The sequence below is a fragment of the Pseudomonas sp. 05L36 genome, from assembly GCF_056398125.1.
The window spans coordinates 1-25001 of record NZ_JBFTOU010000048.1 but is presented as its reverse complement, the minus strand read 5'-3'; the positions used below and the strand labels follow the sequence as shown (position 1 = coordinate 25001).

Sequence of the window (25001 nt, the reverse complement as noted above, 5' to 3'; positions counted from 1 at the left end):
TGTTCACCTTGAATGAAGCGTTTCATGGGCAGCCCTTGCGATGAAATCCGGGGCAATCATAGCAAGGGTTGGCTTTGGCGTTTTGACACACTCTGGGCCGTGCGCGGCTAACCCGGCATCCATGCCGGGTTGCCCACTGCGCAGAACCTGCGCTCGGCCTCACGAGGGGGCGTGCACCGCAACAGCACCGCGAGGCGAGCTAACGCTCGACCTCGTTGTTTGGTGGTGCACGCGTTCCCCTTCGGCAGCCCCTACAGATATTTCGTTATATGTGTTCCCCCGGGATTCCGTGAAATACCCTTTTTTTGCTCGGTTTTCAGCCCGGTTGCACCGTCGGCAATACTCCTGGCGATAGCGAACTTCCCGTGAGCTTAATGATTACCTTACCTTTGGATCGTCCTTGTTCGACATAGCTCAAAGCATCCGCTGTTGACTCGAAAGGGAAGGATCGGTCGACCACCGGTTTGATAATGCCGGACTCGACGAGAGCAGTAATTTCACCCAGTTGAGCACCGCTCGCGCGCATGAAAACGAACGCATAGCTGACATCCTTCTTGCGAGCTTTTCTGCGGATACCGCTGCTCAACAAACGCATCACCCAACCCAATCCCCAGAACAGCTTTTGCTCTTCAGCGAATTGCGGCGTCGGCGGCCCCGAGATGGAAATGAGCTGGCCACCAGGCTTCAAAATGCTGAGCGACTTTTCCAGTTCATCCGCGCCCAAGCTGTTCAATACGACATCGTAGTCCTGCAAAACGCTTTCGAAGTTTTGCTTCTTGTAGTCGATGACGACGTCCGCTCCCAGCGCTTTAACCCATTCAACATTGTTTGTGCTGGTGGTTGTCGCAACGAAGGCGCCCAGATGCTTGGCGAGCTGGATGGCGATGGTGCCAACACCGCCGGAACCGGCGTGAATAAAGACCTTCTGCCCTTTTTGCAACCTGGCTGTTTCAACCAACACCTGCCAGGCCGTCAGAGCGACCAGGGGGAGGGAGGCAGCTTCTTCCATGCTGATATTTTCGGGTTTCAACGCGAGTGCATTTTCTTCCACCGCAATAAGCTCGGCGAAAGTGCCTATGCGCTCTTGAGGAGGGCGCGCGTAGACTTCGTCACCTGGCTTGAAGCGCCGCACAGCTGAGCCCACGCCAACCACCACCCCAGCCAGGTCATTGCCCAGTATCAACGGGAATGAGTACGGCAAGATCAGTTTGAATTCGCCTGTACTGATCTTTGAATCGAGCACGTTGACGCTTGTGGCATGCACTTGAACCAGGACGTCATGTGCACCCACCTCAGGTGCGGGCACCTCGGCGAAACGGCCATTATTCTTGCCGTAACGGTCGATTAGAAATGCCTTCATGTTGATTCAACTCTCATAGTTTCAAAGGGGAATGGCAGAACACGCTCAGGCATCCAGGAATACCGTTGCTTTGGCCACGAAGTCGGCATGATGTTGGAAAATTCCGCCATGCCCTGCGTCTTCGTAAATGATCAGTTGTGAATTCGGGATCCGGTTTGCCAAGTCGGTAGAGTTCATCGTGGGCACCATGATGTCGTTGTCACCGTTCGCGATCAGCGTCGGTATCTGTATGCGACCGAGATTTTGTGGGGGTTGTCTGCCCCATGCGTGAATGGCTTTCAACTGCCGCCAAAAAGCGGTTGGTGTTGGATTTTTGTCTCGATCTTTCCTGCGCTCCTTCAGGCGATTCAGAAAATCCTTGGCGGCTCGCCGGCCATTGACCGTAGAGGTGAAGAATAGGTAGGTCTTCGGATCGCGCAACGTCAGCAAACCTTTAAGCATCAATGGCCATGACACTGACCAGACCTTGTCGATGCCACTACCGCCAGCAGGCCCCGTACCGGTCAGAATCAGTCTGCGCACCAGGTCAGGGGCGCTCAGAGCAATTTCCTGGGCCACGAATCCTCCGAGTGAAAAACCCAGCAGGTCGACCTTTTTAAACCCCAGCGCACGAATCACAGCGATGGCATCGTTTGCCATTTCGCTGACCGTTGCAGGGGCGGTGCCATCCGAGGCGCCGATTCCCCGATAGTCAGTGGCGATGATGCGCCTGGTGCTTGCGAGCCCGTCCATGATCCGTGGGTCGAAGTTGTCCAGCACTGCGCCCCAATGGTTAAGCAGAACGAGCGGCAACTCACCCTTGGGGCCGATGTCACGGTAAGCGAACGCTGTTCCTTCGACCTTGATCCATTGGTTCGCTGCATTGACGAACGGCGTGCGCGATCCGGGATGAAGTTTTGTGTCTTGAATATTCATGTTGGCCCCGTGATGCGGGTCGAAAAGCTGCAAGTGAGACGGTGTTGCAGGCGCTTTTAAATCGAGTGCTGCGCACCAGCGCCTGCTGCACGATGATTACGCCTTGGCTTGATAACGCTCGGCGACATCGGATTGCCTGATCTGCGACAGCAAGCCCTGACGTGCACCCTGCAACGCATCCCAACGCGCGGCGTCCTGCAAGGGTGGAATGGTCACTGGCTCGCGACGATCAAAACCGACCAGCGCCGCATCGACCAGATCACCCACTTCCATGATGTCACTGAGGGTATTGATATCGACGCCCGCTCGCTCCCAGATTTCGGTACGAGTGGCTGCTGGCAAGACGGCTTGCACGTAGACGCCTTTGGGCGTCAGCTCCAGGCTCATACCTTGAGAGAGAAACAGTACAAACGCCTTGGTCGCGCCGTAGACCGTCATCCCGAACTCCGGTGCCAGGCCAACGACCGAGCCTATGTTGATAATCGCTCCGTCCCCGGCTTGTGCCAGCCGTGGGGCGATGGCGCTGGCAAGCCGTACCAGTGCGGTAGTGTTGAGCGTAACCAACTGAGCAACGCTGTCGGTGGATTGTTCGATAAAGCTGCCGGATTGTGCGGCGCCTGCATTGTTCACCAGGATGCCAATACTGGCGTCGTCGCGCAGGCGAGCCTCGACCGTGGTCAAATCGCTGATTTGGGTCAGGTCAGCCTGGAGAACATCAATGGTGATGTTGTGTTTCTCACGCAGCCGGGCTGCAAGAGCATCCAGCCGCCCTTTGTCGCGGGCAACCAGTACGAGGTCGTGCCCGCGCTGTGCAAAGCGCTCGGCATAGGTGGCGCCGATGCCAGTGGAGGCGCCGGTAATGAGAACGGTGGTAGGGATGCTCATGAATTGATCCTCGGTTTCGGATATCGATAGGCGAGTCGTGCGCGGTGTCCGGAGGACGTGCACGGACGTGATTTTTAGCCGCGCCGGGTACTGGACTCGGCAAGGGTTGGGTAGTCGATGTAGCCTTCTGCACCGCCGCCATACAGGGTCGCAGGATCGAATGCCGACAAAGAGGCAGCGGTTTTAAGGCGCTCCACCAAGTCCGGGTTACCGATGAAGGGACGCCCAAAGGCGATCAAGTCAGCCTTGTCATCGTTGAGTTGAGAGGTGGCCAGATTCACGTCGTAGCCATTGTTGGCGATGTAAGTGTTTTTGAAGCGTTGGCGCAAAGAACCAAAGTCGAAGGGCGCAACATCGCGCGGCCCGCCAGTCGCGCCTTCGACCACATGGAGGTACACAATGCCCAAGGCATCGAGTTGGTCGACAATGTAGTCAAACTGGGCCTGCGGTTCGCTGCTGGAGACACCATTGGCTGGCGAAACTGGCGATATACGGATGCCTGTGCGTCCGGCACCGACCTCGGCTACTACCGCCGCCGTCACTTCCAGCAGTAGGCGAGCGCGGTTTTCAATCGAGCCACCGTAGGCATCGGTGCGGATATTGGCACTGTCCTTGACGAACTGATCCAGCAAATAGCCGTTTGCGCCGTGGATCTCTACGCCATCGAATCCCGCAGCGATGGCGTTTGCCGCCGCTTGGCGAAAATCATTAACGATCCCGGGAAGTTCGCTGATATCAAGCGCTCGCGGCTCTGAAACGTCCACGAAGCTATTGTTGACGAACACCTTGGTCGCGGGACGCAGAGCGGAGGGTGCTACCGGAGCGGCACCGTTCTCCTGCAGGTCAACGTGCGATACGCGTCCGACATGCCACAGTTGCAGGAAAATTCGTCCGCCTTTTGCGTGGACGGCATCGGTGACCTTACGCCAGCCATCAATCTGCGCCTGCGTGTAGATACCGGGCGTGTCCTGGTAGCCCTGTCCCTGCTGCGAGATCTGCGAGGCTTCGGAGATCAACAGGCCTGTAGAGGCTCTCTGGCTGTAATAGGTTGCAGCGAACTCGCTCGGGACGAGGCCTTCTGCCGCACGGTTACGCGTCAGCGGAGCCATCACGATTCTGTTGGAAAGTGTCAGCGAGCCGAGCGTGTACGGCTCAAATAACGTCTTATCGTTCATATCGTTTCCATACTCGTTGATTAATGAAAGGCGACGTGCGCCGTGCCAGGGAAGATTCGCGTTGGCACATTTATGATGTCGATCATACTCAAAGCTGTCAATGCTTTTGATTATGATCGACATCAGAGTATGATGGAGGCATTGCTTTGAGATGCAGAGGCGCAGGAAATGAAGATCACCAAGGCGCAATCACTCGCCAATAGAGCTCACATCGTTGAGACGGCTTCAGAGCTGTTTCGCGAGCGTGGCTACGATGGCGTGGGGGTGGCTGAACTCATGGCAGCAGCCGGATTTACGCAAGGCGGTTTCTACAAGCACTTCGGCTCCAAGGCCGATTTGATGGCTGAAGCGGCAGCGAACAGCCTTTCGCATTCGCTGACCAGTTCCGAAGGTCTCGAGGTTGCTGAGTTCATCGATCTGTATGTGTCGAGGGATCACCGAGACGGCAGGGGCAGTGGTTGCACCATGGCGGCCCTTTGTGGAGACGCTGCGCGTCAATCAGATGAGTTGAAGGCCACCTTTGCCAGCGGGGTAGAAAGCACGCTGGCAGCGCTCGAAGAAAAGTACAAGGCCAGGCAAGAGGCGCCGCAGGATGGGGTACGGGCAAAAATGATCGACATGCTGGCGCATGCAATCGGTGCAGTCATGTTGTCGCGCGCCTGCCCAGATGATTCTTCTCTGGCTGATGAAATACTCGAGGTTTGCCACGCTGAGATAATTGCGTCATTGCCGTTGTCGCCAGTCAGTGAGCCGCAGGGGAACGCATAGATGGACGCTTTCTGGCAGATCTTGAACATTTGGCCGGGCATTGAAGGTGTTGCGAGAGATGTTGTCGTTGAGACAATGGACGGGAATCACCGAACACTTGAAAGAGTGGAAAGCGACATATGGCTCCGACACCGTCGAATCCTGGCTGACCAAGTGAATTTGGTTTGAGTACAAAAAAGGCCCGATAAGGGCCTCCTTGTATCTCATTCGAGAGAGGCGGGTGTTCTTCTCGGCGCAGAGATCAAGCATCTCCTGGGTCTCTTGAGTAACGCCTGGCTGGCGCTACCATGCGCTTCTGGCCAAAAGAGGGCCACACGAGTATCAATGCTGGCCAACGCTTCCAGGTACAGACCCGCCCTGACCGCTCCTGCGTAGTATCAATACTGTCACCTCATAAACAAGGACGGTTTTCCCCCCCGTCGTAGCGACCTCGACTTTAAACACAACCCACCCTCGTTCATGGTTTCCCGCGTGGATGAGTGATCGAACGACTTGAGCTGAGAGCTTGAGAATGTCTCCTGGCACTACTGGAGCAACCATCCTGAAACCATCGATCTTCCCACCCGCCACGACATTTGATTGAAGCAGTAGGGCATCACACATCAACCGCTGCGAGATACCGAAGGTTTGTACCCCGCTGGCACAGTGCACCCCAAGCGGACTCGAACGGGCAAGGTCAGGATCCATATGAATATCGAGAGGATCGTACTCGGCAGCAAAGGCGATAATTTGTTCCGTTGTGATAGGAACTGATTGCTTGGCTGTCCACGTTCTACCTGGGGTGAGGTCTTCCCAATACAGTTCTTTCTCTGCCACGGTATCTCCTGGGTTCTGCAGCGTTAAGCTCGCGACACTGACGCTCAAAACTTAGCTGCGCGTTTCTCCACAAATGCTCGCATCCCTTCTTTTTGGCCAGGCGTTGCGTGGATCGCATTCAGCGCGTCTGGGCGGTTAAGCGAGATCAAGCCAGCCCCTTCGACATGATCAACTTTTAGGGGCCGGTAGTTCACAGACAAATCCTTTGCGCAAAAAAAGATTTTCGAGGCGCAGCGGGAGACTTGTTACAGCCAGTCAACGCTCCTCTATGAGAGGAGTTCGATAGCAATCGCGGTCGACTCGCCGCCACCAATGCAAACAGAAGCGATGCCACGCTTTAGCGTGTTCTGCCTCAAGGCATTTACCAACGTAACAACAACACGCGCGCCTGACGCGCCAATCGGGTGCCCCAAAGCGCATGCCCCACCGTGGACATTTAATTGCTCATGTCCGACGTTCAAGTCTCGGATAACAACCATGGGCACCACGGCAAAGGCCTCATTGATCTCAAAGAGATCAACATCCTGCATTGACCAGTTGGTTCGCTCTAGCAAGCGTTTAATCGCACCGACCGGAGCGGAGGCAAAGAGGCCGGGAGCGTGCGCGTAGGATGCATGACCTGCTATCCGGGCCAACGGTGTAAGGCCTCTACGCTCAGCTTCAGACAAGCGCATCAGCACGAGGGCAGCCGAGCCATCCGAAATAGAACTGGAGTTCGCCGCAGTCACCGTCCCGCCTTCGCGAAACGCAGGTTTCAACGTAGGAATTTTGTCGATCCGGGCCTTACCCGGCTGTTCATCGCTTTCAATCGAAACCGTCTCACGGCCAGACGAAGCCAGCACAGGGACAATCTCGTCCTGGAAACGCCCTTCGGTGATTGCCTTCTGTGCTCGGGTCAACGAGCTGATCGCAAACTCATCCTGCTGGTCTCGAGTGAATCCATAACTCTGAGCACAGTCTTCGGCGTATGTGCCCATGAGCCGGCCTTTCTCGTAGGCATCTTCCAACCCATCGAGAAACATATGATCAATGATTTTACTGTGGCCCATTCGATAGCCTGAGCGAGCTCGCTCCAACAGGTAGGGAGCGTTTGACATGCTTTCCATACCTCCGGCAACCACCACTTCCGCGCTCCCGGCATGGAGAAGGTCGTGGCCGAACATCAGCGCTTTCATGCCAGAGCCGCACATCTTGTTGACTGTTGAGCACACCACTTGCTCCGGAAGATTCGCCAACAGGGCAGCTTGGCGAGCCGGAGCCTGGCCTTGCCCAGCTTGTAGCACGCATCCCATGATGACCTCGCCAATGTCACTGGGCTGCAGGCTGGCTCGTTCCACGGCGGCGCGAATTGCAACCGCACCCAGCTGCGCAGCGGTGACTTCCTTGAAATTCCCAAGAAAGCCTCCTAACGGAGTTCGGGCAGCACTGACAATGACGATAGGGTCGGTATGGCTCATAACTGAATCCTCTGTTTCATGTTGGGGGGCTTGTGCCCGATCACAGACCTTTAGCTCGAGCTATTTCGCGGCCATCCTCAAAGCACCATCCAAACGAATCACCTCACCATTGAGCATGGAGTTTTCGATGATGTGCGCTGCCAGCGCCGCGTACTCGGAGGGCCGTCCCAGCCGTGGAGGGAACGGCACATTGGCTGCCAATGATGCCTGCACGTCCTGAGGCATACCCGCCATCATCGGGGTCTCAAATATTCCGGGTGCAATGCACATAACACGGATGCCTGAACGAGCCAGGTCGCGTGCCAATGGCAATGTCATGGCAGCCACTCCACCTTTGGACGCGGCGTAAGCGGCTTGGCCCGTCTGACCGTCAAAAGCTGCGACAGAGGCCGTATTTATGACTACGCCGCGCTCACCTTCTTCATCGGGCTCTCCTCCCGCCATAGCCTCAGCAGCAAGGCGAACCATGTTGAAGCTACCGATCAAATTGATTTCGATAGTTCGGCGAAAACTCTCAAGCCCATGTGCGCCATTACGGCCTAAAACCCGTTCGGCTGGAGCAACCCCCGCGCAGTTGATCACCCCATGCAACGCGCCAAAGACGCCTACTGCAGAGGCAATTGCTGTACGGCAATCACTTTCACTGGTGATGTCTGCTCGCACGAAAATCGCACGTTTTCCCAGCTCGTCAGCGCGAGCTACACCAGCGGCTTCGTTCACATCGACCAGCACCACGTTTGCACCCCGGTCCACCAACTCACGCGCCGAAGCCAGCCCGAGTCCAGAACCTGCGCCAGTAATCAGGAAGACTGAGTTTTCGATGCGCATGATGTTTCCTCACAAATTGGCAGTGCCGCATAGCCGGCCGCCGGTTTACTTCAGGTGTAAGCCACGCTGGAGATTCTTAAACGGATATTGTCGGTGATCAGTGGCCCCGACAATGCTCAAACGCCTCAGCTTGGTTGAATGCTTTGGATAATCGAGGCCAGGCATCGAGGGCTAGAAGGAGGGGTTGCAAATGGGCTCCCTGCTGACAAAACCTTCGGGTTGACATGCAATGCCGTGAAGCTGGAACGTAGATAAATAATTCAGGCTCGTCAGGTTGCTCAAAGCAGAGACCTGCCGAAGAGATTTGAAAATCAGCATAAAGTCAGATTTCAACTGCGCAGAGGAATAAGCATGCTCATCCAGGACAAGGGAACTACTTCGATTGGATTGGTGCATGAAGCCCTCGATGGCGCATTGCGACGCCAACTGGACACATCCATCGCATTGCAGCAAGCGCGTATAGATCCGGAACTCCTCACTTCTCCCCAGGCCAGGGTTTCGGCGGCTGCATTTTCTCGCCTGTGGGTCGCTCTTTCAGATCTACTCGACGATGAGTTTTTCGGAATCGATAGCCATCCAATGCGACGAGGTAGCTTCCGATTGATGTGCCAGGCTTCGATTGACTGCGAGTCGTTAGAGCAAGCGTTGCGGCGGATTCTGAAATTTCTACGCCTCGTATTGGACGATATTCACGGTGAGCTGAGGCTTGAAGACGACTCCGCCGTCATCGTTATCCATGACAAAGGAATTGAGCGCCGCCTCTTTAGCTACGGAACATGGCTGATCTTGGTGCATGGATTGCTCTGCTGGCTGGGCAACAGACGCATTCCGATAAAGGAACTCTGCTTTAGACCGAATCGACCGCTCGACGATAGCGACTATCGGATGCGCTTTTGTGAAGAAATTCAGTTTGGCGCTCCAGTTACGATGATTCGTTTTGACCGTATTTTTCTAAGCCTCAAGGTCGTGCAAAACAAGGCGAGCCTATCGACGTTCTTGAAAGAGTCGCCTGCTAGTCTGTTGGTAAAATATCGTAACGAGGACAGCATCAGCGCCCAGATCCGAATGAGATTGAGAGACCTGAATCCAGAGGAATGGCCAGAGCTGGATAAGGTGGCAAAAGTGCTCGGCATGTCATATTCGACGCTTCAGCGAAGGCTCCAAGCCGAGGGGGTGAGCTATCAGCGTTTGAAAGACAATCTGCGCCGCGACATGGCGATAAACCTGCTGTGCCAGCCAAATATGACAGTAACCGAAGTAGCTGCTCGCACAGGCTTCCAAGAAAGCAGTGCATTTCACCGTGCCTTCAAGAAGTGGACGGGAGTGAGCCCTGGCGCATATCGCCGCTCCAATGCTGAAGAACCGGGCGAAAGCTAAAAGCCTTTCTTCCGGAACAAAAGAACTACTTCCCCCGCTAGATTACGTACTGAGATCTGCAACTCGTTTCACCCGCCAAAATGCCGATGGAAATCTCTTCCCCAAGATCATATTGGTCGTTTCTGGCCTGCTATGGGTGTCCAAATCGGTCAAGCAGAACGATGTCGTAGGGCATAGGCCGCAGCAAACCCAACTCCTACGATGCGACGCAGGTAGCCCAAGCGTCGCATCTCAAGCAGACAACCGAGTCTTCAACCGGTGCGTCCCCCCTCGATATGCCTCCAAGACCGGGTGCCTGGCACTTCACAAACAAAAACAAGATCGAAGGAGACGCGATATGCAGCCGGTAAACGTTTATGCACTTGCGGTTGAATCGAAGTTCACTCGCTTCCATGGGCTCATTCTATTTTGGTGTGTCCTCATTCTGATAATCGATGGCTATGACCTCGCTGTAGTCGGTGCAGCCCTTCCGGCGATCATGAAGGACATGAACATTGATCCAACCAGCGCCGGCATCATGGCGGGTTCTGCGCTCTTCGGAACGATGCTCGGAGCGATATTTCTTGGAACGCTAGCTGACCGTATTGGGCGTCCCAGGATGATCGCGATCTGTGTGGCCTTGTTCAGTATTTTCACTGCTGGGGCTGGTCTCACCAGTGACCCGATTAGCTTCAGCATTTCTCGCTTCATCGCGGGCCTTGGCATCGGCGGAGTACTGCCAATTTGTACCGCTCAGATGGGTGAATTTTCTCCACTCAAATTCCGTACTCGCCTGGTGACCCTCGTTTTCGCGGGGTACTCCGTGGGCGGTATTTTGGTTGCACTCACTGGCAAGCAACTCATTGAGAGTCATGGATGGCAGTGGGTGTTTTACGTAGCGCTGCTGCCAGTGCTTCTGATTCCTATGATCCTGAAGACCATGCCTGAGTCCATAGGCTACCTGCTTAAAACCGGACGTCAGGATGAGCTACGGGCTATCGCTCGCAAGATAGACCCTGCGCTCATTATCGACGAAAACACTGTGATGACCGGAAACGCCACAGTATTGGAAAAACAGGAATCGCCAGTTCGTAACTTGTTCAAGGATGGTCGAGGCTTTAGCACCGTAATGATTTGGGCTGCGTTCATGACCGGCCTCTTCATGGTGTACGCCCTTAACTCCTGGTTGACCAAGCTTATGGCGATGGCTGGGTTCAGTCTTGGCTCCGCGTTGAACTTTGTGATTGTTTTCAATGTGGGGGCCATCGCCGGTGCAATTGGCGGAGGATGGTTGAGCGACAAGCTAAACATCAAACACGTACTGGTCTGCTTTTATATCGTAGGAGCAATTGCTCTAACAATTTTGGGTTATACGCGCTCAACAACTTTGCTATTTCCAGTGGTGTTCACTGTCGGGGCATCGACTCTTGGTACCCAGCTGTTGGCCTATGCGTACGCTGGGGATTTCTACCCGTCATCGATTCGTTCAACCGGCGTTGGCTTCGCGTCTGGTGTAGGAAGAATTGGCGCTATCGTCGCACCTATCCTCATCGGCTGGCTGGTATCACTAAACCTTCCGCTTGAGAAAAACTTCATGGCTATCAGCCTTGCTGGTCTTATTGGCGCTGCCGCAGTCACCATGATTAACCAGTCGCGCGCAGACTCTACTCAAGTCAGAAAGGCCCCAGCCCTGTCTAGCTAATACCGTGATGCCTCCGCCTGTAACTGAATCCGTGGACTCTAACGCATGAAAATGAATCGCTTATCCCAACCGCCAGTATCGTCTGAACTGCTTAGCCAAACGGTTGATTGGGCGATAGCTTCACGACGCAGCATTCGGGCTTTTTTGCCCACTCCTGTGCCACGCGAAGAAATTGAATCGATCCTTGATATCGCTCGATTCTGCGCAACGGGAGTGAACATGCAGCCTTGGCGCGTCCATGTTGTCACTGGAGAAGCAAAGACTCAGCTTTCATGCGCCATCGCGGAAATTGACGACAATCCGTCACTCAGCAACAACCTTGAAGACGCATACGAATATTACCCACGCGAATGGACTTCGCCATACGTGGATCGGAGAAGGAAAGTAGGTTGGGAACTCTATGGATTGCTGGGAATTGCAAAGGGTGACAAGCAGCGGATGCATGCGCAACACGGTCGCAATTACCATTTTTTTGATGCACCAGTCGGCTTGATCTTTACCATTGATCGAGTGTTAAAGGAGGGGAGTCTCCTTGACTACGGAATGTTTCTGCAGGCCGTGATGGTTGCGGCGCGAGGAAGGAAGTTGCACACCTGCCCACAAGCAGCCTTTTTGAAATATCACCACGTTATTTCGGAGGTCCTTGCTATCCCCGCCGACCAGATGCTGGTTTGCGGAATGAGTCTTGGATACGCCGACGAGACCAGTATTGAGAACACCTTGGTTACTGATCGGGAGCCGGTGAGCGCGTTTTCCACTTTTCATCACAATAATAAGGAGACAACACCATGAAACCTGGTGCTTATGAGAATGGGCTTGATCACTGCAAGGCAAACTATTTGCCCCTGACTCCACTTGGTTTTCTAGATCGCGCAGCACTTGTGCACCCGGATCGGATAGCTGTAGTTCATGGTGAACTACGCAGAACCTGGAGTGAAACTCGCGAACGGTGCTATCGCCTGGCCTCAGCACTTTCCGAAAAAGGCATGGGTTCGGGAGACACCGTTTCAATTCTGTCCCCCAATACCCCTGCCATGCTCGAGGCGCATTTTGGGATACCCCTCTGCGGCGCGGTACTGAATACAGTTAACTACCGCCTGGATGCTGAAGGAGTGGCATTCATACTTCGTCATGGGGAATGCAAGCTCCTCTTGGTGGATCGAGAGTTTGCTGCACTGGCTGATGCCGCTCTTGGACTCCTTGAGCACCGCCCTATGGTCATCGACATCAATGATCACCTGGCGCCCATTTGCAAAAGCATTGGAGACATCGATTACGAAACGTTCATCGGCAGCGGTAATCCTGATTTCGAGGGCGTATGGCCCAGTGACGAGTGGCAGCCGATAGCGCTCAACTACACCTCAGGTACAACCGGCGATCCAAAGGGTGTCGTCGCCAGCCATCGCGGCACATACCTCATGAGTATGCTGCAGATGACTAACTGGCCGCTTTCTCGGGCTCCTCGTTACCTGTGGACACTACCTATGTTCCACGCTAACGGATGGTGTTTTGCGTGGGCTATCACTGCGGCGGCCGGCACGCACGTGTGCCTGAGAAAAGTTTCCGCAGAGACGGTGTTTGAGTCGATAGATAACTATGGTGTCGACCACTTCTGTGCGGCGCCTATTGTTATGGCCATGATTGCGAACGCCGCAGACCGTCCTCCGCTTAAAACTCCGGTTCGAGTGCTGACTGCTGGTTCCCCACCTCCGGCCACAGTACTCAACGCCGTAGTCTCACGAGGCTTCGACGTTGACCACGTTTATGGGATTACTGAAGTTTCCGGCACCCCGATCAGCTGCGTATGGCAAGACGGCTGGGACGATTTAACACCGAGTGAGCAAGGCGCTTTCCGTGTACGCCAAGGGGCTCGTGCGGCAGCCTTCGAAGGCTTGATGGTCGCTGACTCCGAAACTATGCAGCCAGTACCAAAAGACGGCCAAACAACGGGTGAGCTGCTGCTCAAGGGCAACACCGTGATGATGGGTTATCTGAAGAATGAAGGCGCAACCCGAAAAGCCTTTGAAGGCGGCTGGTTTCATACTGGTGATGTAGCAGTTGTGCACCCCAACGGTTATGTACAAATTACCGACCGTTGCAAGGATGTCATTATTTCAGGAGGGGAGAATATCTCGTCCGTAGAGATCGAAGAAACCATCCATTGTCATCCTGCTGTTTTACATGCCGCAGTCGTCGCTCAGCCTGATGACAAATGGGGGGAAGTTCCTTGCGCGTTTGTCGAACTAAAAAGTGGTATTGAACCTCCCACCGAGGCAGAAATAATTGTGTTCTGCCAGGCCCGTCTTGCTCGATTCAAATGCCCTCGCAGAGTGATCTTTACGGAGTTGCCAAAAACTGCGACTGGGAAAATCCAGAAGTTTTTACTTCGAGAGCAAGCAGGCAGTCGCGATGCAATTGTCCGTTTAGCTTCAAATGGCTAGAGCGTATTCAGCTCACCCCAGGGGGGACTGAGTTGTTTGGTATGGATGAAAATTTTGGTTCGCAGATATAACTCGCACGGCGCTACCAATTAGGTAGTAAAAAAAACATACGCACTACAAACAAATAAAAGGTGCCTGAAGTGTTGAGCAATTTGCGCATATTCAGTTGATGCATTCGCGTGAGCGAACTCTGCGTTGGGTTCGTGTGTGTTGCGTTGGCTTGGAAGATTTCCTTGTTGCTTCTGTTACTTACAAATATAAAAAAATCGGAGCGTTATAAGTGAGCGTAAAGAAAATTTCTGCAACTTTGGTGTTTGGCAGCATTGCCCTGAGTGGCCAGGCGTTTGCTGACTTCCTGAGTGATAGCAAAGCTACCTTGGGAATGAGGAACTTCTACTTCAATAACGACAACCGTGATGGCACCGCTGCCCCTTCGAAAACCGAAGAGTGGGCGCAGGGTTTCATGTTGGACTTCAAGTCGGGATATACCGATGGTAGCGTTGGTTTTGGTGTTGATACCCTGGGGTTGCTGGGCATTACCCTGGACACTGGCAAGGGACGACACGTCGGCAGCTCTATGATTCCCTCGGACAGTGACAACCGCGCCGTCGACGAGTGGAGCCGGCTGGGGCTGACCGGAAAAGTCAAAATGTCGAAGACCGAACTGCGCTACGGCACCTTGACTCCGAAGCTTCCGATTCTGGTCGCCAACGATGGACGGGTGCTTCCACAAACCTTCGAGGGCGGCCAGATCACCTCGAGCGAGTTCAAGGATCTGACCCTGACGGGTGGGCGAATTGAACATGCAACGGGTCGCGGTTCAACTGATCAGACGGGGCTGGCCGCTATGGGCGGTACACGTGAAAGCAACCAGTTCGACTTCGTCGGGGGGGACTGGAAAGTCACCAAGGATCTGACGGCTCAGTACTACTATGCCCATCTCGAGAACTACTATAACCAGCAGTTTTTCGGACTGATTCACACGCTTGCGTTCTCGGACAACCAATCCCTGAAAACCGACCTGCGCTACTTCAAAACTGACTCGTCAGGTGAAAACAGCTCCGGCACATCGGGTTACAGAATCAGTGGCTACACCAAAAACGGTGATGGCGTGATCGACAACCGTCTCTGGAGCGCTGCATTGATATACACCCTTGGCGGCCATGCGATAACTGCGGGCTACCAAAGCGTTTCGGACGGTAGCAGCTTCACCCAGCTCAACCAAGGTAGCCTGGTAGATAAAGGCGCCGGAGGCAGCAGCTTGTACCTGTATACAGATCGTCTGATCCAGAGCTTCACCCGCGCAGGGGAGCGTACATCATTCGGTCAGTACGCCTATGACTTTGCCGCCCTGGGTGTCCCTGGCCTGAAAGCCTCGGTCATGTACGTCTCCGGGGACAATATCAAGACGAGATCCGGCGACAATCAGAAAGAATGGGAAAGGGATATCTTTCTGGACTACGTCCTTCAGTCGGGAGCGCTCAAAGGTGTTGGCTTCGGCTGGCGTAACGGTAAATCCAACAGCGAAGCCGCCCGTGATCAAGATCAGAACCGGGTATTTGTAAGCTACAGCATTCCACTTCTCTAAGGGCGCAGCATAAACGTATCGCGCTCGTTTCGAGAGTTCTAAGCTGGTCAATTTGCCTCTGCGCTGACACGTCCTGTTCACGCCGACGCCGAATTGACCAACGTGCTGAAGCAAGACTGACCCACCTCAAAATCTGCACAAATCCCGCATAGGCAATGGTTCGAGAGGAACAGACTGGGTCAGTGACATCTCGGCAACTGGGTCAATTCGGCATCGGTGCCAACAATTGGGGCTCTTGCGGGCGAAATACATGCTTCTGGGCGCTAACTAAATGGCGAGCGACAGCTTACAGCTGTCCAGGATTTCGTCGGCTAGCAGCGCATCATCTGGGCAGGCCCGCGACAGTACAATGGCTCCGACCGCTTGTGCCAACAATGAAACTGCCTTGGCACGGGCTTCCTTTTGCTCGTCAGCGGATAGCCGGGAACTCAAGCCTGATATCAGCTTCTCTATGCCAGTCTCAAATACGGACTTGATATCTCTATGTTGACGAGCAGCATCGCCACCGAGCGCAGCGATCGCGCACCCTTGGCCGACTGAATCACGGTGAGCACGGGAAACGTAGTAATTGATGAAGTCACTCGCATTGGCTTCAGCAGTCATTTGGGAAAGAGCGAACGACGTAGCTTCGATCATCAGTGACGACTTTGAGCTGAATTGGTTGTAAAACCCTCCATGAGTGAGTCCGATCCCCGCCATCAATTCCTTAACCCCGATACCGTCATAACCGCGCTCGCGGAACAGCACTGAAGCTGATTCAACAACGCGTACCCGATTTGTCCGCGCCTGTGCTTTGCTGGTTTTCATTTTCAGACCTCATTTGACTATCTTATTAATTAGCGGAGTTGGGACAAGGGTGACTAAAATCAAAACACTCTTAGTCAGCAAGAATAACGATGGCATCATTCAAGCTGCCACGCCAAAGGGACGTCAAAATCGATGTGTTAGCTGTGCTGCTATAATGTGTGCGCTATTGTTGTATTTAGCGCTAAATCCGGGTTGTAAACCGTTTGTATCGGTTTGATTAACCGATGTGGTTGACTCCCATAGATAGGTATAGGCTATATCGATAGTCACATCAGAGTTGGGTGAGTAAGCGGCACCAAAAGCCAAGGCTTTTCGGTTTCCTACTGGAAGTCGAACGTTTCGGTCGGAGTTATGGGCCGGCGAAGGATCAGAAGCCAAGCCACTGCGAAGTAGCCACTGCGAAGAGAGTTGGTACGAGACGCCAATGGCTGTCGACAAGGTATCATGAAGTTTGAAGTCGTCTCCAACGGCACCGAATCCTGACTGTTGGCCTGGGGAGGGTAATCCACTATTGATTGCTTCAATCCTCTGGATTCGACTCCACCGAGTCCAGATAGCACCTGCGTAAACAGTCCAGCGTTCATCAAAGCGATGAGTGAATGATGTATCCACTGACTCTGGTAGTGTCACATCCATCTTGTTGTTGTATTTTCCATCGAGGCCAAGTGCTCCGGGACTGTCGCTTATTTTAGTGTGGCCATCAACATGGAAGTCAAGTTTTGAGTGATAAGTTAATCCCCACGTGGTTGATTCGTTCACATCAACCATCAGGCCCAAGTTATAGCCAATGGCAGTATCATTGCCTTTTACAGTAAGCTGCGTGTCCTTGCCGTCATTCAAAGCTCCTGTGGCCAAATAGGACTGGAGGTTGTTCTCAATACGATTGAATGTGGTGCCAATGCCAATAGCTACTTGATCGTTTAAGCGGTACGAGACAGCAGGGTGCAATGTTTTAACCTGAACCTTGCTGTAGGAACCATGGTAGCGACCTTGGAAGGAACTCTCATAATCATTGACGAGGCCGTATGACGCATACAGACCAATGCCAGCGCTAAAACGATCGTCGATCGGCGAGGAGAAGTATCCAAAAGGAATAGCTGTAAGAGGTACTGAGTTGCCGTCAGTGGTACCTGGGGCAGTACTTCTTGCATCGCTTATGTTAACGTTTGCGTCAATTAATGCCAGTCCGCCGCTGACCTCTATTTTTTTGATTTTACTTAAACCCGCTGGGTTACCATACACGGTGCTGGCGTCTATTGCTGACGAGGAGCGGCCAGCATAAGCAGTCCCCGCAGCACTAGCGCTTTGTTCGTTGAGCGCAAGTCCATTTGCCCATGAAACAGATGGAGTCCCTAGTGTTAGTAGTAGAGTCGCCCCGAAGAGTATTGAACTGCGCGGGGTAAGGTGTGAGTTTGTTTTAAGTTTGGATTGGACGCTAGGGCAGGGATGATGTGTCACGCCAGCTGATGGTTCAACTGTTTTTTTTGTATTCATTGGATGACCAGTTTTTGTTTTTAAGCTTAGGCGGTGGTGCCGTTTCCCGCTAAGGATGGCAGTTCTTTAATATGACCAATCTGGTTCTGTATTGATGTGGTTTTTATCGATTTAAAAGTTCTCTTGCGGCTTCTTTAGAAGGGTTCTGTAGAAGGCATGATTCGCGTCGTCCTGTATGACTTTTGGACATGGATAGTTGAAAGCAACCCGTTATTCCAACTGGGTCATCGCAATCCGGGTTTCGACTTGAGATTTCCCTTTCGCTGGTATGTGCGACATCGCGTGTTCCGCGAGTGCAGTGATCGTCAGACTTGGGTTCACGCCAAGGTTGGCACTGAGCATTGATCCGTCGCAGATCAGCAGGTTGCGATATCCAAACACTCTATTTTGCGCGTCCATGACACCATGGTCGTCGGATTCCGCCATGGCGCAACCGCCCATGCAATGCGCGGTTGTTGGAATGTTGAACAGGATTTCGCTGAGGAAGGTGGTCGCTATACCACCTAGTGCCTTGGCACCCTTTTCGACGAAGGCATTCGCTTGCGGGATGAACGTAGGAATTGGGCCGCCTTCTGTCACCAGTCGGCTTCCAAACGGCCAGTACCAGCGACGTTTAAGACGCATATTGATATGAGCATCGACCGTTTGCATCACAAGCAACAACATGTTTTCCCGTGCGAAGCCTCTGGGGTTGTGTACCCGCAGGGCCTGCATCGGGTGCCTGAGTAATGTCAGTATCCAAGTACCAATTCGCCTCCAGCCAGGGCGACCACCGCTCATCAGAGTCATCATCAGCCCTATGGCATCTGACCCTTCCGGATAGCGTACGACACCTATATGAGTGTGCTCGTCCAAGTAGATACTGGCCCCGCCCGCCAAGCCTGGCGACATACTTTTATCTGTGGAAGGGAAGCGGACGCCGATAAGTGATTCGGCATTGGTGCGTATCCGTTTACCCAGATCCTGACTGATACCAGGCAGAGAGCCTTTCTCCCTGAGCCGGAACAGCAACTCCATCGTCCCTAACGAGGATGCCGCGAACACCACGCCTCGGGCGCGGAAGACCCGCTTATTCTTGCGGAACCAGGAAGTCGAACATTGCGTGTGGATCTCGTAGCCGTCGCTGCCGTCCACCTTGCCATTCAACGGTCGGACGTCTACGACTTGAGTTTGCGCAAAGACTTGAGCTCCGTGCTTCTCAGCCAAAAACAGGTAGTTCTTGTCGAGTGTGTTCTTGGCATTGTGCCGGCAGCCCATCATGCAGCCGCCGCAGCCCACGCAACTGCCTCGCTCAGGGCCTTCACCGCCGAAGTACGGATCGGGATAGGTTTTGCCTGCGACCTCGCCCTCCGGAGCGAAGAAGGTACCCACATTGGGTGCGTGAAAGGTGTGGGCGACGCCATTTAGCTCCGCCATCCTTTTAAGACGCAGATCCGCTTCTCCCAGGATTTTGCCCTCAGTGACTCCCAGCATTCTCTCGGCCTCTGCATAGTGCCTCGGCATGATGCTCTTCCAATCTGCCAGACCTGCCCACGAGCCCTCGTCCCAAACCTTATCCGAGGGCCTCAGCAGTGCGTTGGCATAAGTGATGGAGCCTCCGCCGACCGCATTGCCGCTTGCGACGACCACGTGTCGAAACATCCGCATGCTGTAGAAGCCGAACATTTTCAGCGCAGGCATCCACATCCATCGACGCAGATCCCAGTTGCTTTTCGGAAAGTCCTCGGCACGCCAACGGCGCCCCATTTCCATCACGCCAACACGGTAGCCCTTCTCCGTCAGCCGGTGCGCCGAAACGCTGCCGCCGAAGCCCGAGCCTATGACGATGAAGTCAAAGTCGAAAACCAGTTCCACGTTACGCTCCCATTTTTATTTTTTTGGAGAGGTCATGGCCTGCAAAAGCAGAGCAAAGCCCAGTCACGAATTCACTATACGATTCGTATTTCATTAATGCTATATTTTTTGTATAGTAAATGCCGGCGATCACAGGCTAGAATTGCTCCAGCCTCAGAATCCGAAACCGCTCGTGAGGAAAGACATGACCGATACGCATCAGACTGCCCAAACCCGCTTCAGCGAGATCGATGGCGACCGCTTCGCCTACCGCAGGTGGGGAAATACGGCCACCGAACAGCCGCCGCTGCTGATGCTTCAGCACTTTCGCGGTGGCATGGATCACTGGGATCCGCTGATGACCGACGGCTTGGCCCAGGGCAGGGAAGTGATCCTCTTCAATGGTCGTGGCGTGGCCTCGTCCTCCGGCCAGCCACGTCGTCGCATTGAAGACATGGCTGATGATGCCGCCGCCTTCGTACGTGCCTTGGGCCTGGAGAAAATCGATGTATTGGGCTTCTCACTTGGCGGCTTCCAGGCGTTGGATCTGACATGGCGACATCCCGCACTTGTTCGTAAGCTGATGCTATTGGGTACAGGCCCGCGTGGAGGCAACCCGGACATGGAAGCTGAGGTACTGACGACCGCGCCGCGTCCAGTTCCGACCTACGAAGACTTTGAGTACCTGTTTTTTGGCCGTTCCGAGGTGGCAAAGCGAGCTGCAAGCGAATTCTGGGAGCGCCGGCATCAGCGCGAGGATCAGGATCCGCCTACTTCGCAGGAAGTTGCATCGGCGCAGATCGAGGCAAACATGCTGTATCTGCCGAGGGTGTCCGAAGACGATCCGTTTGCCTACTTACGTCAAATCAAGCAATCGACGTTTATCCTTAATGGCGTGAACGACGTAATGATTCCGACCATCAACTCGTTCTACATGGCGCGCAATCTGCCGAACGCGCAGTTGTTTATTTATCCGGATGCCGGGCACGGCGCGCAGTTCCAGTACCCGGAGCGCTTTCTCTATCACGCCGCCAGGTTTCTCAGCGAATAACGTCAACCCCGATCCACCGACTCAAGGTTGTCACCATGATCAAGTTCAAATTTCTATTGTGGATGTTCACCCAACTGCTGAAACGGCAGGTCAGGAAAAACCCCGATTGCGCCCGCTACATCGCAGGCGAGGATCTTGTGTTCCAGATCCGTACCGATGCAGGTGTCGGCCGCTATTTCGTCATCCGAAACGGCGCCATCCGCTCCGTTGCCGGCCTGGCCGACAATCCGCGCTTCACTTTGAAATTTAAAGACGCCGATAAGGGTTTTGCAATTCTCTCGGCCAAGGACAGCCAGGCAGCGTTCCTTAGAGGGCTGGGTAACGAGGAGTTGGTTATCAGCGGTGATTTCCTCAAGGTAATGTTTTTCCAGGGACTGACTGCTTACCTGCAGCCACCCAAATTGGTCGCTCCCTATGACCGCACTGCGTTTTAACGACGATGGCGCCTGACAAAATGCTAAACAAGACCTATGGGCAGCTGTGTCCGATTGCCAGAAGCCTCGATGTGCTAGGCGAGCGCTGGACGCTATTGGTGCTCCGCGAACTGCTATTGGGCCCAAAGCGGTTCAAAGAGCTGTTGGCGGTATTGCCGGCAATGGGGACCAACCGGTTGTCCGCACGCCTGAAGGTGCTGGTAGACAACGGAATCGCCAAGCCTGCTACAGCGCCAATAGCCGCCTACGAACTAACGGAATTGGGGGAGCAGTTGCGTAAACCACTGCTCGCGCTAGGACTCTGGGGGCTGAGCTTGCCAGTGGACGAACGCATCGATCCCGCAACTGCACGCGCTGAACTCATAGCCCTCAGCCTCACGGGCATTGGCTGCTCCGATGCGAGCACTGGATTACGCGCCACATACGAGTTTCACGTCGGCGAGGAAGTCTTCCACATACGCGTGGATGACAGCGAGATACTCGCGCGCTCAGGTTCTGCCCCTGCGGCCGATGTGGTCATCCACTGCGATCTGAATACCTTCATGGCGCTGGCCCTGCGACAAATTTCGCCGGCAGATGCATTGCGCGAAGGTCGGGCTCATCTACCGCACACACAGCTCGAAACCTTCGAGCAACTGTTTCAAGCGCTCGAATTCAATCCGGAAAACTTACCGGACACATTGCTTGCTGCTCTTCCTCATTCCAGCCTTGTGGGAACACCAGATGAAAGCTGAAACAAACCTGCTGAACCAATCCCTGCAACTGCCCAACGGAAGCGTGCTGCGCAATCGACTGGCCAAGGCATCGATGAGCGAGACGCTCGGCACTTACGATAACCGTCCCACCCTGGGGCTGGTCGAACTCTACCGTCGCTGGGCAGCTTCCGGTCTGGGACTAATCATTACGGGGAATGTGATGATTGACCGTCGCGCCCTTGGCGAACCGGGCAATGTCGTGATTGAGGACGAGAAAGATCTGCCGGTACTGCGACAGTGGGCGAAGGTTGCTACCGACCAGGGGGCAGCGATCTGGGTGCAACTCAACCACCCTGGCAAACAATCGACAAAGGGGCTGAACGCCAGCAACCTTGCTCCATCGGCTGTTCCGTTCCGAGAGGATATGGCTGCCTTTTTCGAAACCCCGCGTGAAGCCACTGTTGCCGAGATCAAAGACATCATCGAGCGCTTCGGGCGCAGTGCCGCCATCTGCAAAAAAGCTGGATTCGGCGGCGTGGAAATCCACGGAGCACACGGCTACCTGATCAATCAGTTCCTCTCACCCCATCACAATCGGCGCGAAGACGAATGGGGTGGCACACCGCAGAAGCGTCGCCGTTTTGTGCTGGCCGTCTACGCCGAAATTCGACGCCAGGTCGGAGCGGACTTTCCGGTGGGGATTAAACTCAACTCGGCTGATTTCCAGCGCGGTGGCTTCACTGAAGAGGAGTCGATGGAAACTATCCGCGCGCTGATCGACGCGGGTATTGATCTAATCGAGATATCCGGCGGCACCTACGAGGCTCCAGCCATGAGTGGTGCGATGCATGAGCCGAAAAAAGGCTCTACCGTAGCGCGCGAAGCCTACTTCCTGGAGTTCGCCGCGAAGGTTCGAGCTAACGTGCAAGTGCCCTTGATGGTCACAGGCGGTTTTCGCACTGCGGCAGGGATGAACGAGGCACTGCGCTCCGGATCGCTGGATGTGGTCGGTCTGGCACGATTGTTGGCCATTGATCCGGATGCCCCAGCGGCATTGCTGAAGGGGAGCGACAGCAATCAACAGGTGCGACCAATCAATACCGGCATCAAGGCCGTGGATCGCATGGGGATTATGGAAATCCTCTGGTACACCGGACAACTCAAACGCATTGCCAAAGGTGGCGAACCTCGCCCCAACGAAAGTGGATTCTGGGCGTTCCTTAAAGCTGCGTTCGGCAGCGGGTGGGGGGCATTGCGCACTCGCCGCTTGCGGGCCCGCTCCTGAAACCGGCATAAGCTGCGAGTCCCGAGACGCTGCCCTCAGCACCAGTCGGCCGCTTTATTGCTGTACTGGCGTTGACCTCTTACTCGGGTCGTAGAAGCAATCGCACCAGCAATGGTCGCGCGCGGCTTTAGCGTATTCACCAGTCACTGACTACGATTTGAAAACTGAACCTGGTAGGCAGGCCCTTTTGGAGCAATGGTGCCATGTGTTGTGTCCGTAGAAAAAATCAGCGAAGCAGGACGATATTCTGAGGAAGTGAGGATTGCATTTCAGTTTGTGAAACAGAGAAGCCAATAGCGGACGTTCACCGAGGTCCGATTTCGGCCAGCAGCGGCCCTTGGGCGAACGATAAGTCCATCATTTTCTGTATTAACTAAAGTTCGGCTCGGTCAACACGTTGCGCCCTGACTGGCGCAATCGCATGCGAAAAAGATAATCACGAAGATTTGATGTTTTTTTCAGCCATTGCGCACTTTCGGGCACGCGTTCCAAATAATCGAGCATAGGCGTCAGGATGGCGTCCGCCATGCTGTAGTCCGCCCCGCAGAAAAATTGCTGCCCGTCCAAATGCTTCGCCAGCAGCCCAAGTGTCTGGATCGCCATTGGCTCGGCGGTAGTCACAGCTTCTCTATCAATAGGGCGTGACGGCTGCGCAGGTGAAACCAGCAGTAAAAGATAACGACGTATCAGTCGATCATCGGCATACATCGCCAGGGCAGCGGACCACTGATCGACCTTTATCTTCTGGGCCAAGTCAGCGGGTCTTGGAGAAGTATGCGCAAAGGCTTCATCCAGGTAGCGGCAAATGGTGGTTGTTTCAATTACGCTCCGCTCTCCATGCAGCAAAACCGGGACCTTGCCAAAAGGATGCAGTGCCTTGTGTTCAGGGCTGTGGAGCGTGATCGTTTTACCATCCACCTGCATCCCGTGTGTGTAATCCAGCGCTTTCTCTTCGCAGTAAAGTCTGACACTACGTACGAAGGTGCTAAATCCAGGTCCCAGTATGTGCAATTTCATGAGTAGCTCCTTGAGGGAAGAGTCGGCAATTCTGGTCGGTATGACTTTATGTTCAAGAACATAAAGTCCCGTTTTGTCATACTCCATCTCACGCTTTACTGAGGAGAAGACGCATGCCCTGGCCTGCTACACAGCGCGCAACCACTCGACAGATGATTCTGGATAGCGCAGCGCGACTCTTCGCACTGGAAGGTTTCGAAAAAGTCAGTATCGACTCAATTATGGAGAGTGCGGGATTGACCCGAGGGGCCTTCTATAGTCACTTCGCATCCAAAACGGAGCTTTACACCGAAGCTATTAGAAATGCCGCGAACGCGGGGGGCGCGATACTCGAAGAGGCTGGTAAAGATGGTTTGCAGCAGGTAGTGAAAGACTATCTCCGCATGGACCATCGGGATGCAAGCCGTATGCACTGTCCGTTAGCCTTCATGGTCAATGATGCTGCTCAGCAGGACGGAGCCATCCAGGAAAGCTACACCCAAGTGCTCGCAGCTTTCATCACACGTCTGGAGTCCGGACTGAAATCGACGACAGAGGCGGATACACGCCAGCATGCTTTGCAAATTGCCGTAGGGATGATTGGTGGCTTGGCACTAGCTCGGGCTGTGGCCGATGATCAATTGGCGCAAGAGATTCTTACAGCCTGTCAACAGGGATGTTTGCAGCTCGTTGAGCTATGACATGCCATAACAAACAACGAAACGACCGCTGAACGATTTAGCCAATCTGTTGCATCGACCGGTTGAGTCCACAGCCAATAGCAGGCATTGGGCTTGATCAGTCAAGACGAGTATCCGGTCAAACGAAAGCCCCTGAATCTCTCGATTCAGGGGCTTTTATTTGGTTCTTCACGGAATTCCGGGGAGCACATATAACGAAATATCTGTAGGGGCTGCCGAAGGTTCGAGCCGCGTTCGGACGATTTTTTTGATCTTRATCTTCAGYAATCTCCAGATCGCAAAAGCAAGATCAAAAGATCGTCCGAACGCGGCCCGARCCTCCGGCAGCTCCTACAGGGGAACGCGTGCACCACCAAACAACGAGGTCGAGCGTTAGCTCGCCTCGCGGTGCTGTTGCGGTGCACGCCCCCTCGT

The 25001-nt window shown here is 54.2% G+C and carries 22 protein-coding genes and 1 pseudogene; 12 read left to right on the top strand and 11 right to left on the bottom strand.

The window, feature by feature from the left end; genetic code table 11:
* Nucleotides 1–316: 316 nt before the first annotated feature.
* The 4 genes from AC1DKH_RS29230 to AC1DKH_RS29215 all read right to left on the bottom strand — a co-directional run bounded on the left by AC1DKH_RS29230 (nucleotide 317) and on the right by AC1DKH_RS29215 (nucleotide 4335).
* Complete coding sequence (locus tag AC1DKH_RS29230; RefSeq protein WP_477800097.1) at nucleotides 317–1360, bottom strand: NADP-dependent oxidoreductase; 1044 nt, start codon at nucleotides 1358–1360, stop codon at nucleotides 317–319.
* A gap of 45 nt (nucleotides 1361–1405) precedes the next feature.
* Entirely contained in the window at nucleotides 1406–2275 is an 870-nt protein-coding gene (locus AC1DKH_RS29225; protein ID WP_477800096.1) for an alpha/beta fold hydrolase, read from the bottom strand.
* A 96-nt stretch (nucleotides 2276–2371) separates the two neighbouring features.
* A complete protein-coding gene (locus AC1DKH_RS29220) occupies nucleotides 2372–3160 on the bottom strand; it encodes an SDR family NAD(P)-dependent oxidoreductase (protein ID WP_477755570.1) in 789 nt (262 codons plus the stop codon).
* A 74-nt stretch (nucleotides 3161–3234) separates the two neighbouring features.
* Nucleotides 3235–4335 carry an alkene reductase gene (locus AC1DKH_RS29215; RefSeq protein ID WP_477800095.1) on the bottom strand — a complete coding sequence of 367 codons (1101 nt, stop codon included), beginning with the start codon at nucleotides 4333–4335 and terminating at the stop codon, nucleotides 3235–3237.
* Nucleotides 4336–4503: 168 nt separating this feature from the next.
* On the opposite strand from AC1DKH_RS29215, the gene AC1DKH_RS29210 reads away from it, so the two are divergent.
* Nucleotides 4504–5103: a TetR/AcrR family transcriptional regulator gene (locus AC1DKH_RS29210; RefSeq protein ID WP_477800094.1), complete on the top strand. Its 600-nt coding sequence runs from the start codon at nucleotides 4504–4506 to the stop codon at nucleotides 5101–5103.
* 63 nt (nucleotides 5104–5166) lie between these two features.
* Nucleotides 5167–5260: pseudogene (locus AC1DKH_RS29205) on the top strand (transcriptional regulator); the annotation flags it as partial.
* A 164-nt stretch (nucleotides 5261–5424) separates the two neighbouring features.
* On the opposite strand, the gene AC1DKH_RS29200 reads toward AC1DKH_RS29205, so the two are convergent.
* From AC1DKH_RS29200 to AC1DKH_RS29190, 3 genes are all read right to left on the bottom strand, one after another.
* Entirely contained in the window at nucleotides 5425–5919 is a 495-nt protein-coding gene (locus AC1DKH_RS29200) for a MaoC/PaaZ C-terminal domain-containing protein (RefSeq protein ID WP_477800093.1), read from the bottom strand.
* Between the two features lie 266 nt (nucleotides 5920–6185).
* On the bottom strand, nucleotides 6186–7376 hold the full coding sequence (locus tag AC1DKH_RS29195) for an acetyl-CoA C-acyltransferase (protein ID WP_477800092.1): 1191 nt from the start codon (nucleotides 7374–7376) through the stop codon (nucleotides 6186–6188).
* A 60-nt stretch (nucleotides 7377–7436) separates the two neighbouring features.
* Nucleotides 7437–8204 (bottom strand): 3-hydroxyacyl-CoA dehydrogenase, encoded by a 768-nt coding sequence (locus AC1DKH_RS29190; RefSeq protein WP_477800091.1) that lies wholly within the window; start codon nucleotides 8202–8204, stop codon nucleotides 7437–7439.
* A gap of 351 nt (nucleotides 8205–8555) precedes the next feature.
* Here AC1DKH_RS29190 and AC1DKH_RS29185 point away from each other — a divergent pair, with 351 nt between their 5' ends.
* The 5 genes from AC1DKH_RS29185 to AC1DKH_RS29165 all read left to right on the top strand — a co-directional run bounded on the left by AC1DKH_RS29185 (nucleotide 8556) and on the right by AC1DKH_RS29165 (nucleotide 15291).
* Nucleotides 8556–9581, top strand: a complete 1026-nt coding sequence (locus tag AC1DKH_RS29185; RefSeq protein WP_477764315.1) for an AraC family transcriptional regulator — start codon at nucleotides 8556–8558, stop codon at nucleotides 9579–9581.
* A 337-nt stretch (nucleotides 9582–9918) separates the two neighbouring features.
* On the top strand, nucleotides 9919–11262 hold the full coding sequence (locus tag AC1DKH_RS29180; protein ID WP_477800090.1) for an MFS transporter: 1344 nt from the start codon (nucleotides 9919–9921) through the stop codon (nucleotides 11260–11262).
* 45 nt (nucleotides 11263–11307) lie between these two features.
* Complete coding sequence (locus AC1DKH_RS29175; protein WP_477800089.1) at nucleotides 11308–12054, top strand: nitroreductase; 747 nt, start codon at nucleotides 11308–11310, stop codon at nucleotides 12052–12054.
* On the top strand, nucleotides 12051–13703 hold the full coding sequence (locus AC1DKH_RS29170) for an AMP-binding protein (protein WP_477756526.1): 1653 nt from the start codon (nucleotides 12051–12053) through the stop codon (nucleotides 13701–13703). The genes AC1DKH_RS29175 and AC1DKH_RS29170 overlap by 4 nt, the downstream gene beginning before the upstream one ends.
* Before the next feature lie 280 nt (nucleotides 13704–13983).
* Complete coding sequence (locus AC1DKH_RS29165; RefSeq protein WP_477800088.1) at nucleotides 13984–15291, top strand: OprD family porin; 1308 nt, start codon at nucleotides 13984–13986, stop codon at nucleotides 15289–15291.
* Nucleotides 15292–15558: 267 nt separating this feature from the next.
* On the opposite strand, the gene AC1DKH_RS29160 is transcribed toward AC1DKH_RS29165, so the two are convergent.
* The 3 genes from AC1DKH_RS29160 to AC1DKH_RS29150 form a co-directional block, all read right to left on the bottom strand.
* Nucleotides 15559–16098 carry a TetR/AcrR family transcriptional regulator gene (locus tag AC1DKH_RS29160; protein ID WP_477800087.1) on the bottom strand — a complete coding sequence of 180 codons (540 nt, stop codon included), beginning with the start codon at nucleotides 16096–16098 and terminating at the stop codon, nucleotides 15559–15561.
* Between the two features lie 123 nt (nucleotides 16099–16221).
* Nucleotides 16222–17592 (bottom strand): outer membrane protein transport protein, encoded by a 1371-nt coding sequence (locus AC1DKH_RS29155; protein ID WP_477800086.1) that lies wholly within the window; start codon nucleotides 17590–17592, stop codon nucleotides 16222–16224.
* Between the two features lie 210 nt (nucleotides 17593–17802).
* A complete protein-coding gene (locus tag AC1DKH_RS29150; protein ID WP_477756732.1) occupies nucleotides 17803–19446 on the bottom strand; it encodes a GMC oxidoreductase in 1644 nt (547 codons plus the stop codon).
* A gap of 184 nt (nucleotides 19447–19630) precedes the next feature.
* Between AC1DKH_RS29150 and AC1DKH_RS29145 the strand changes: the two genes are divergently transcribed.
* The 4 genes from AC1DKH_RS29145 to AC1DKH_RS29130 are packed head-to-tail and all read left to right on the top strand — an operon-like array spanning nucleotide 19631 to nucleotide 22890.
* A complete protein-coding gene (locus AC1DKH_RS29145) occupies nucleotides 19631–20476 on the top strand; it encodes an alpha/beta fold hydrolase (RefSeq protein ID WP_477800085.1) in 846 nt (281 codons plus the stop codon).
* 35 nt (nucleotides 20477–20511) lie between these two features.
* Entirely contained in the window at nucleotides 20512–20910 is a 399-nt protein-coding gene (locus AC1DKH_RS29140; protein ID WP_477756387.1) for a helicase, read from the top strand.
* Nucleotides 20911–20930: 20 nt separating this feature from the next.
* Nucleotides 20931–21644 (top strand): winged helix-turn-helix transcriptional regulator, encoded by a 714-nt coding sequence (locus AC1DKH_RS29135; RefSeq protein ID WP_477800084.1) that lies wholly within the window; start codon nucleotides 20931–20933, stop codon nucleotides 21642–21644.
* Nucleotides 21595–22890, top strand: a complete 1296-nt coding sequence (locus tag AC1DKH_RS29130) for an NADH:flavin oxidoreductase/NADH oxidase family protein (RefSeq protein ID WP_477800083.1) — start codon at nucleotides 21595–21597, stop codon at nucleotides 22888–22890. The genes AC1DKH_RS29135 and AC1DKH_RS29130 overlap by 50 nt, the downstream gene beginning before the upstream one ends.
* Before the next feature lie 369 nt (nucleotides 22891–23259).
* Here AC1DKH_RS29130 and AC1DKH_RS29125 read toward each other — a convergent pair whose 3' ends face one another.
* Nucleotides 23260–23907 (bottom strand): glutathione S-transferase family protein, encoded by a 648-nt coding sequence (locus AC1DKH_RS29125; RefSeq protein WP_477800082.1) that lies wholly within the window; start codon nucleotides 23905–23907, stop codon nucleotides 23260–23262.
* Nucleotides 23908–24020: 113 nt separating this feature from the next.
* On the opposite strand from AC1DKH_RS29125, the gene AC1DKH_RS29120 reads away from it, so the two are divergent.
* Nucleotides 24021–24587, top strand: coding sequence for a TetR/AcrR family transcriptional regulator (locus tag AC1DKH_RS29120; RefSeq protein ID WP_477764304.1), 567 nt, complete (start codon nucleotides 24021–24023; stop codon nucleotides 24585–24587).
* The last annotated feature ends 414 nt before the right edge of the window (nucleotides 24588–25001 follow it).

Excerpts from the sequence above, each read along its gene's own strand:
- AC1DKH_RS29230 (WP_477800097.1), bottom strand. The coding sequence starts at position 1,360 with ATGAAGGCATTTCTAATCGACCGTTACGGCAAGAATAATGGCCGTTTC.
- AC1DKH_RS29225 (WP_477800096.1), bottom strand. The coding sequence starts at position 2,275 with ATGAATATTCAAGACACAAAACTTCATCCCGGATCGCGCACGCCGTTC.
- AC1DKH_RS29220 (WP_477755570.1), bottom strand. The coding sequence starts at position 3,160 with ATGAGCATCCCTACCACCGTTCTCATTACCGGCGCCTCCACTGGCATC.
- AC1DKH_RS29215 (WP_477800095.1), bottom strand. The coding sequence starts at position 4,335 with ATGAACGATAAGACGTTATTTGAGCCGTACACGCTCGGCTCGCTGACA.
- AC1DKH_RS29210 (WP_477800094.1), top strand. The coding sequence starts at position 4,504 with ATGAAGATCACCAAGGCGCAATCACTCGCCAATAGAGCTCACATCGTT.
- AC1DKH_RS29195 (WP_477800092.1), bottom strand. The coding sequence starts at position 7,376 with ATGAGCCATACCGACCCTATCGTCATTGTCAGTGCTGCCCGAACTCCG.
- AC1DKH_RS29190 (WP_477800091.1), bottom strand. The coding sequence starts at position 8,204 with ATGCGCATCGAAAACTCAGTCTTCCTGATTACTGGCGCAGGTTCTGGA.
- AC1DKH_RS29185 (WP_477764315.1), top strand. The coding sequence starts at position 8,556 with ATGCTCATCCAGGACAAGGGAACTACTTCGATTGGATTGGTGCATGAA.
- AC1DKH_RS29180 (WP_477800090.1), top strand. The coding sequence starts at position 9,919 with ATGCAGCCGGTAAACGTTTATGCACTTGCGGTTGAATCGAAGTTCACT.
- AC1DKH_RS29175 (WP_477800089.1), top strand. The coding sequence starts at position 11,308 with ATGAAAATGAATCGCTTATCCCAACCGCCAGTATCGTCTGAACTGCTT.
- AC1DKH_RS29170 (WP_477756526.1), top strand. The coding sequence starts at position 12,051 with ATGAAACCTGGTGCTTATGAGAATGGGCTTGATCACTGCAAGGCAAAC.
- AC1DKH_RS29160 (WP_477800087.1), bottom strand. The coding sequence starts at position 16,098 with ATGAAAACCAGCAAAGCACAGGCGCGGACAAATCGGGTACGCGTTGTT.
- AC1DKH_RS29155 (WP_477800086.1), bottom strand. The coding sequence starts at position 17,592 with ATGAATACAAAAAAAACAGTTGAACCATCAGCTGGCGTGACACATCAT.
- AC1DKH_RS29145 (WP_477800085.1), top strand. The coding sequence starts at position 19,631 with ATGACCGATACGCATCAGACTGCCCAAACCCGCTTCAGCGAGATCGAT.
- AC1DKH_RS29140 (WP_477756387.1), top strand. The coding sequence starts at position 20,512 with ATGATCAAGTTCAAATTTCTATTGTGGATGTTCACCCAACTGCTGAAA.
- AC1DKH_RS29135 (WP_477800084.1), top strand. The coding sequence starts at position 20,931 with ATGCTAAACAAGACCTATGGGCAGCTGTGTCCGATTGCCAGAAGCCTC.
- AC1DKH_RS29125 (WP_477800082.1), bottom strand. The coding sequence starts at position 23,907 with ATGAAATTGCACATACTGGGACCTGGATTTAGCACCTTCGTACGTAGT.
- AC1DKH_RS29120 (WP_477764304.1), top strand. The coding sequence starts at position 24,021 with ATGCCCTGGCCTGCTACACAGCGCGCAACCACTCGACAGATGATTCTG.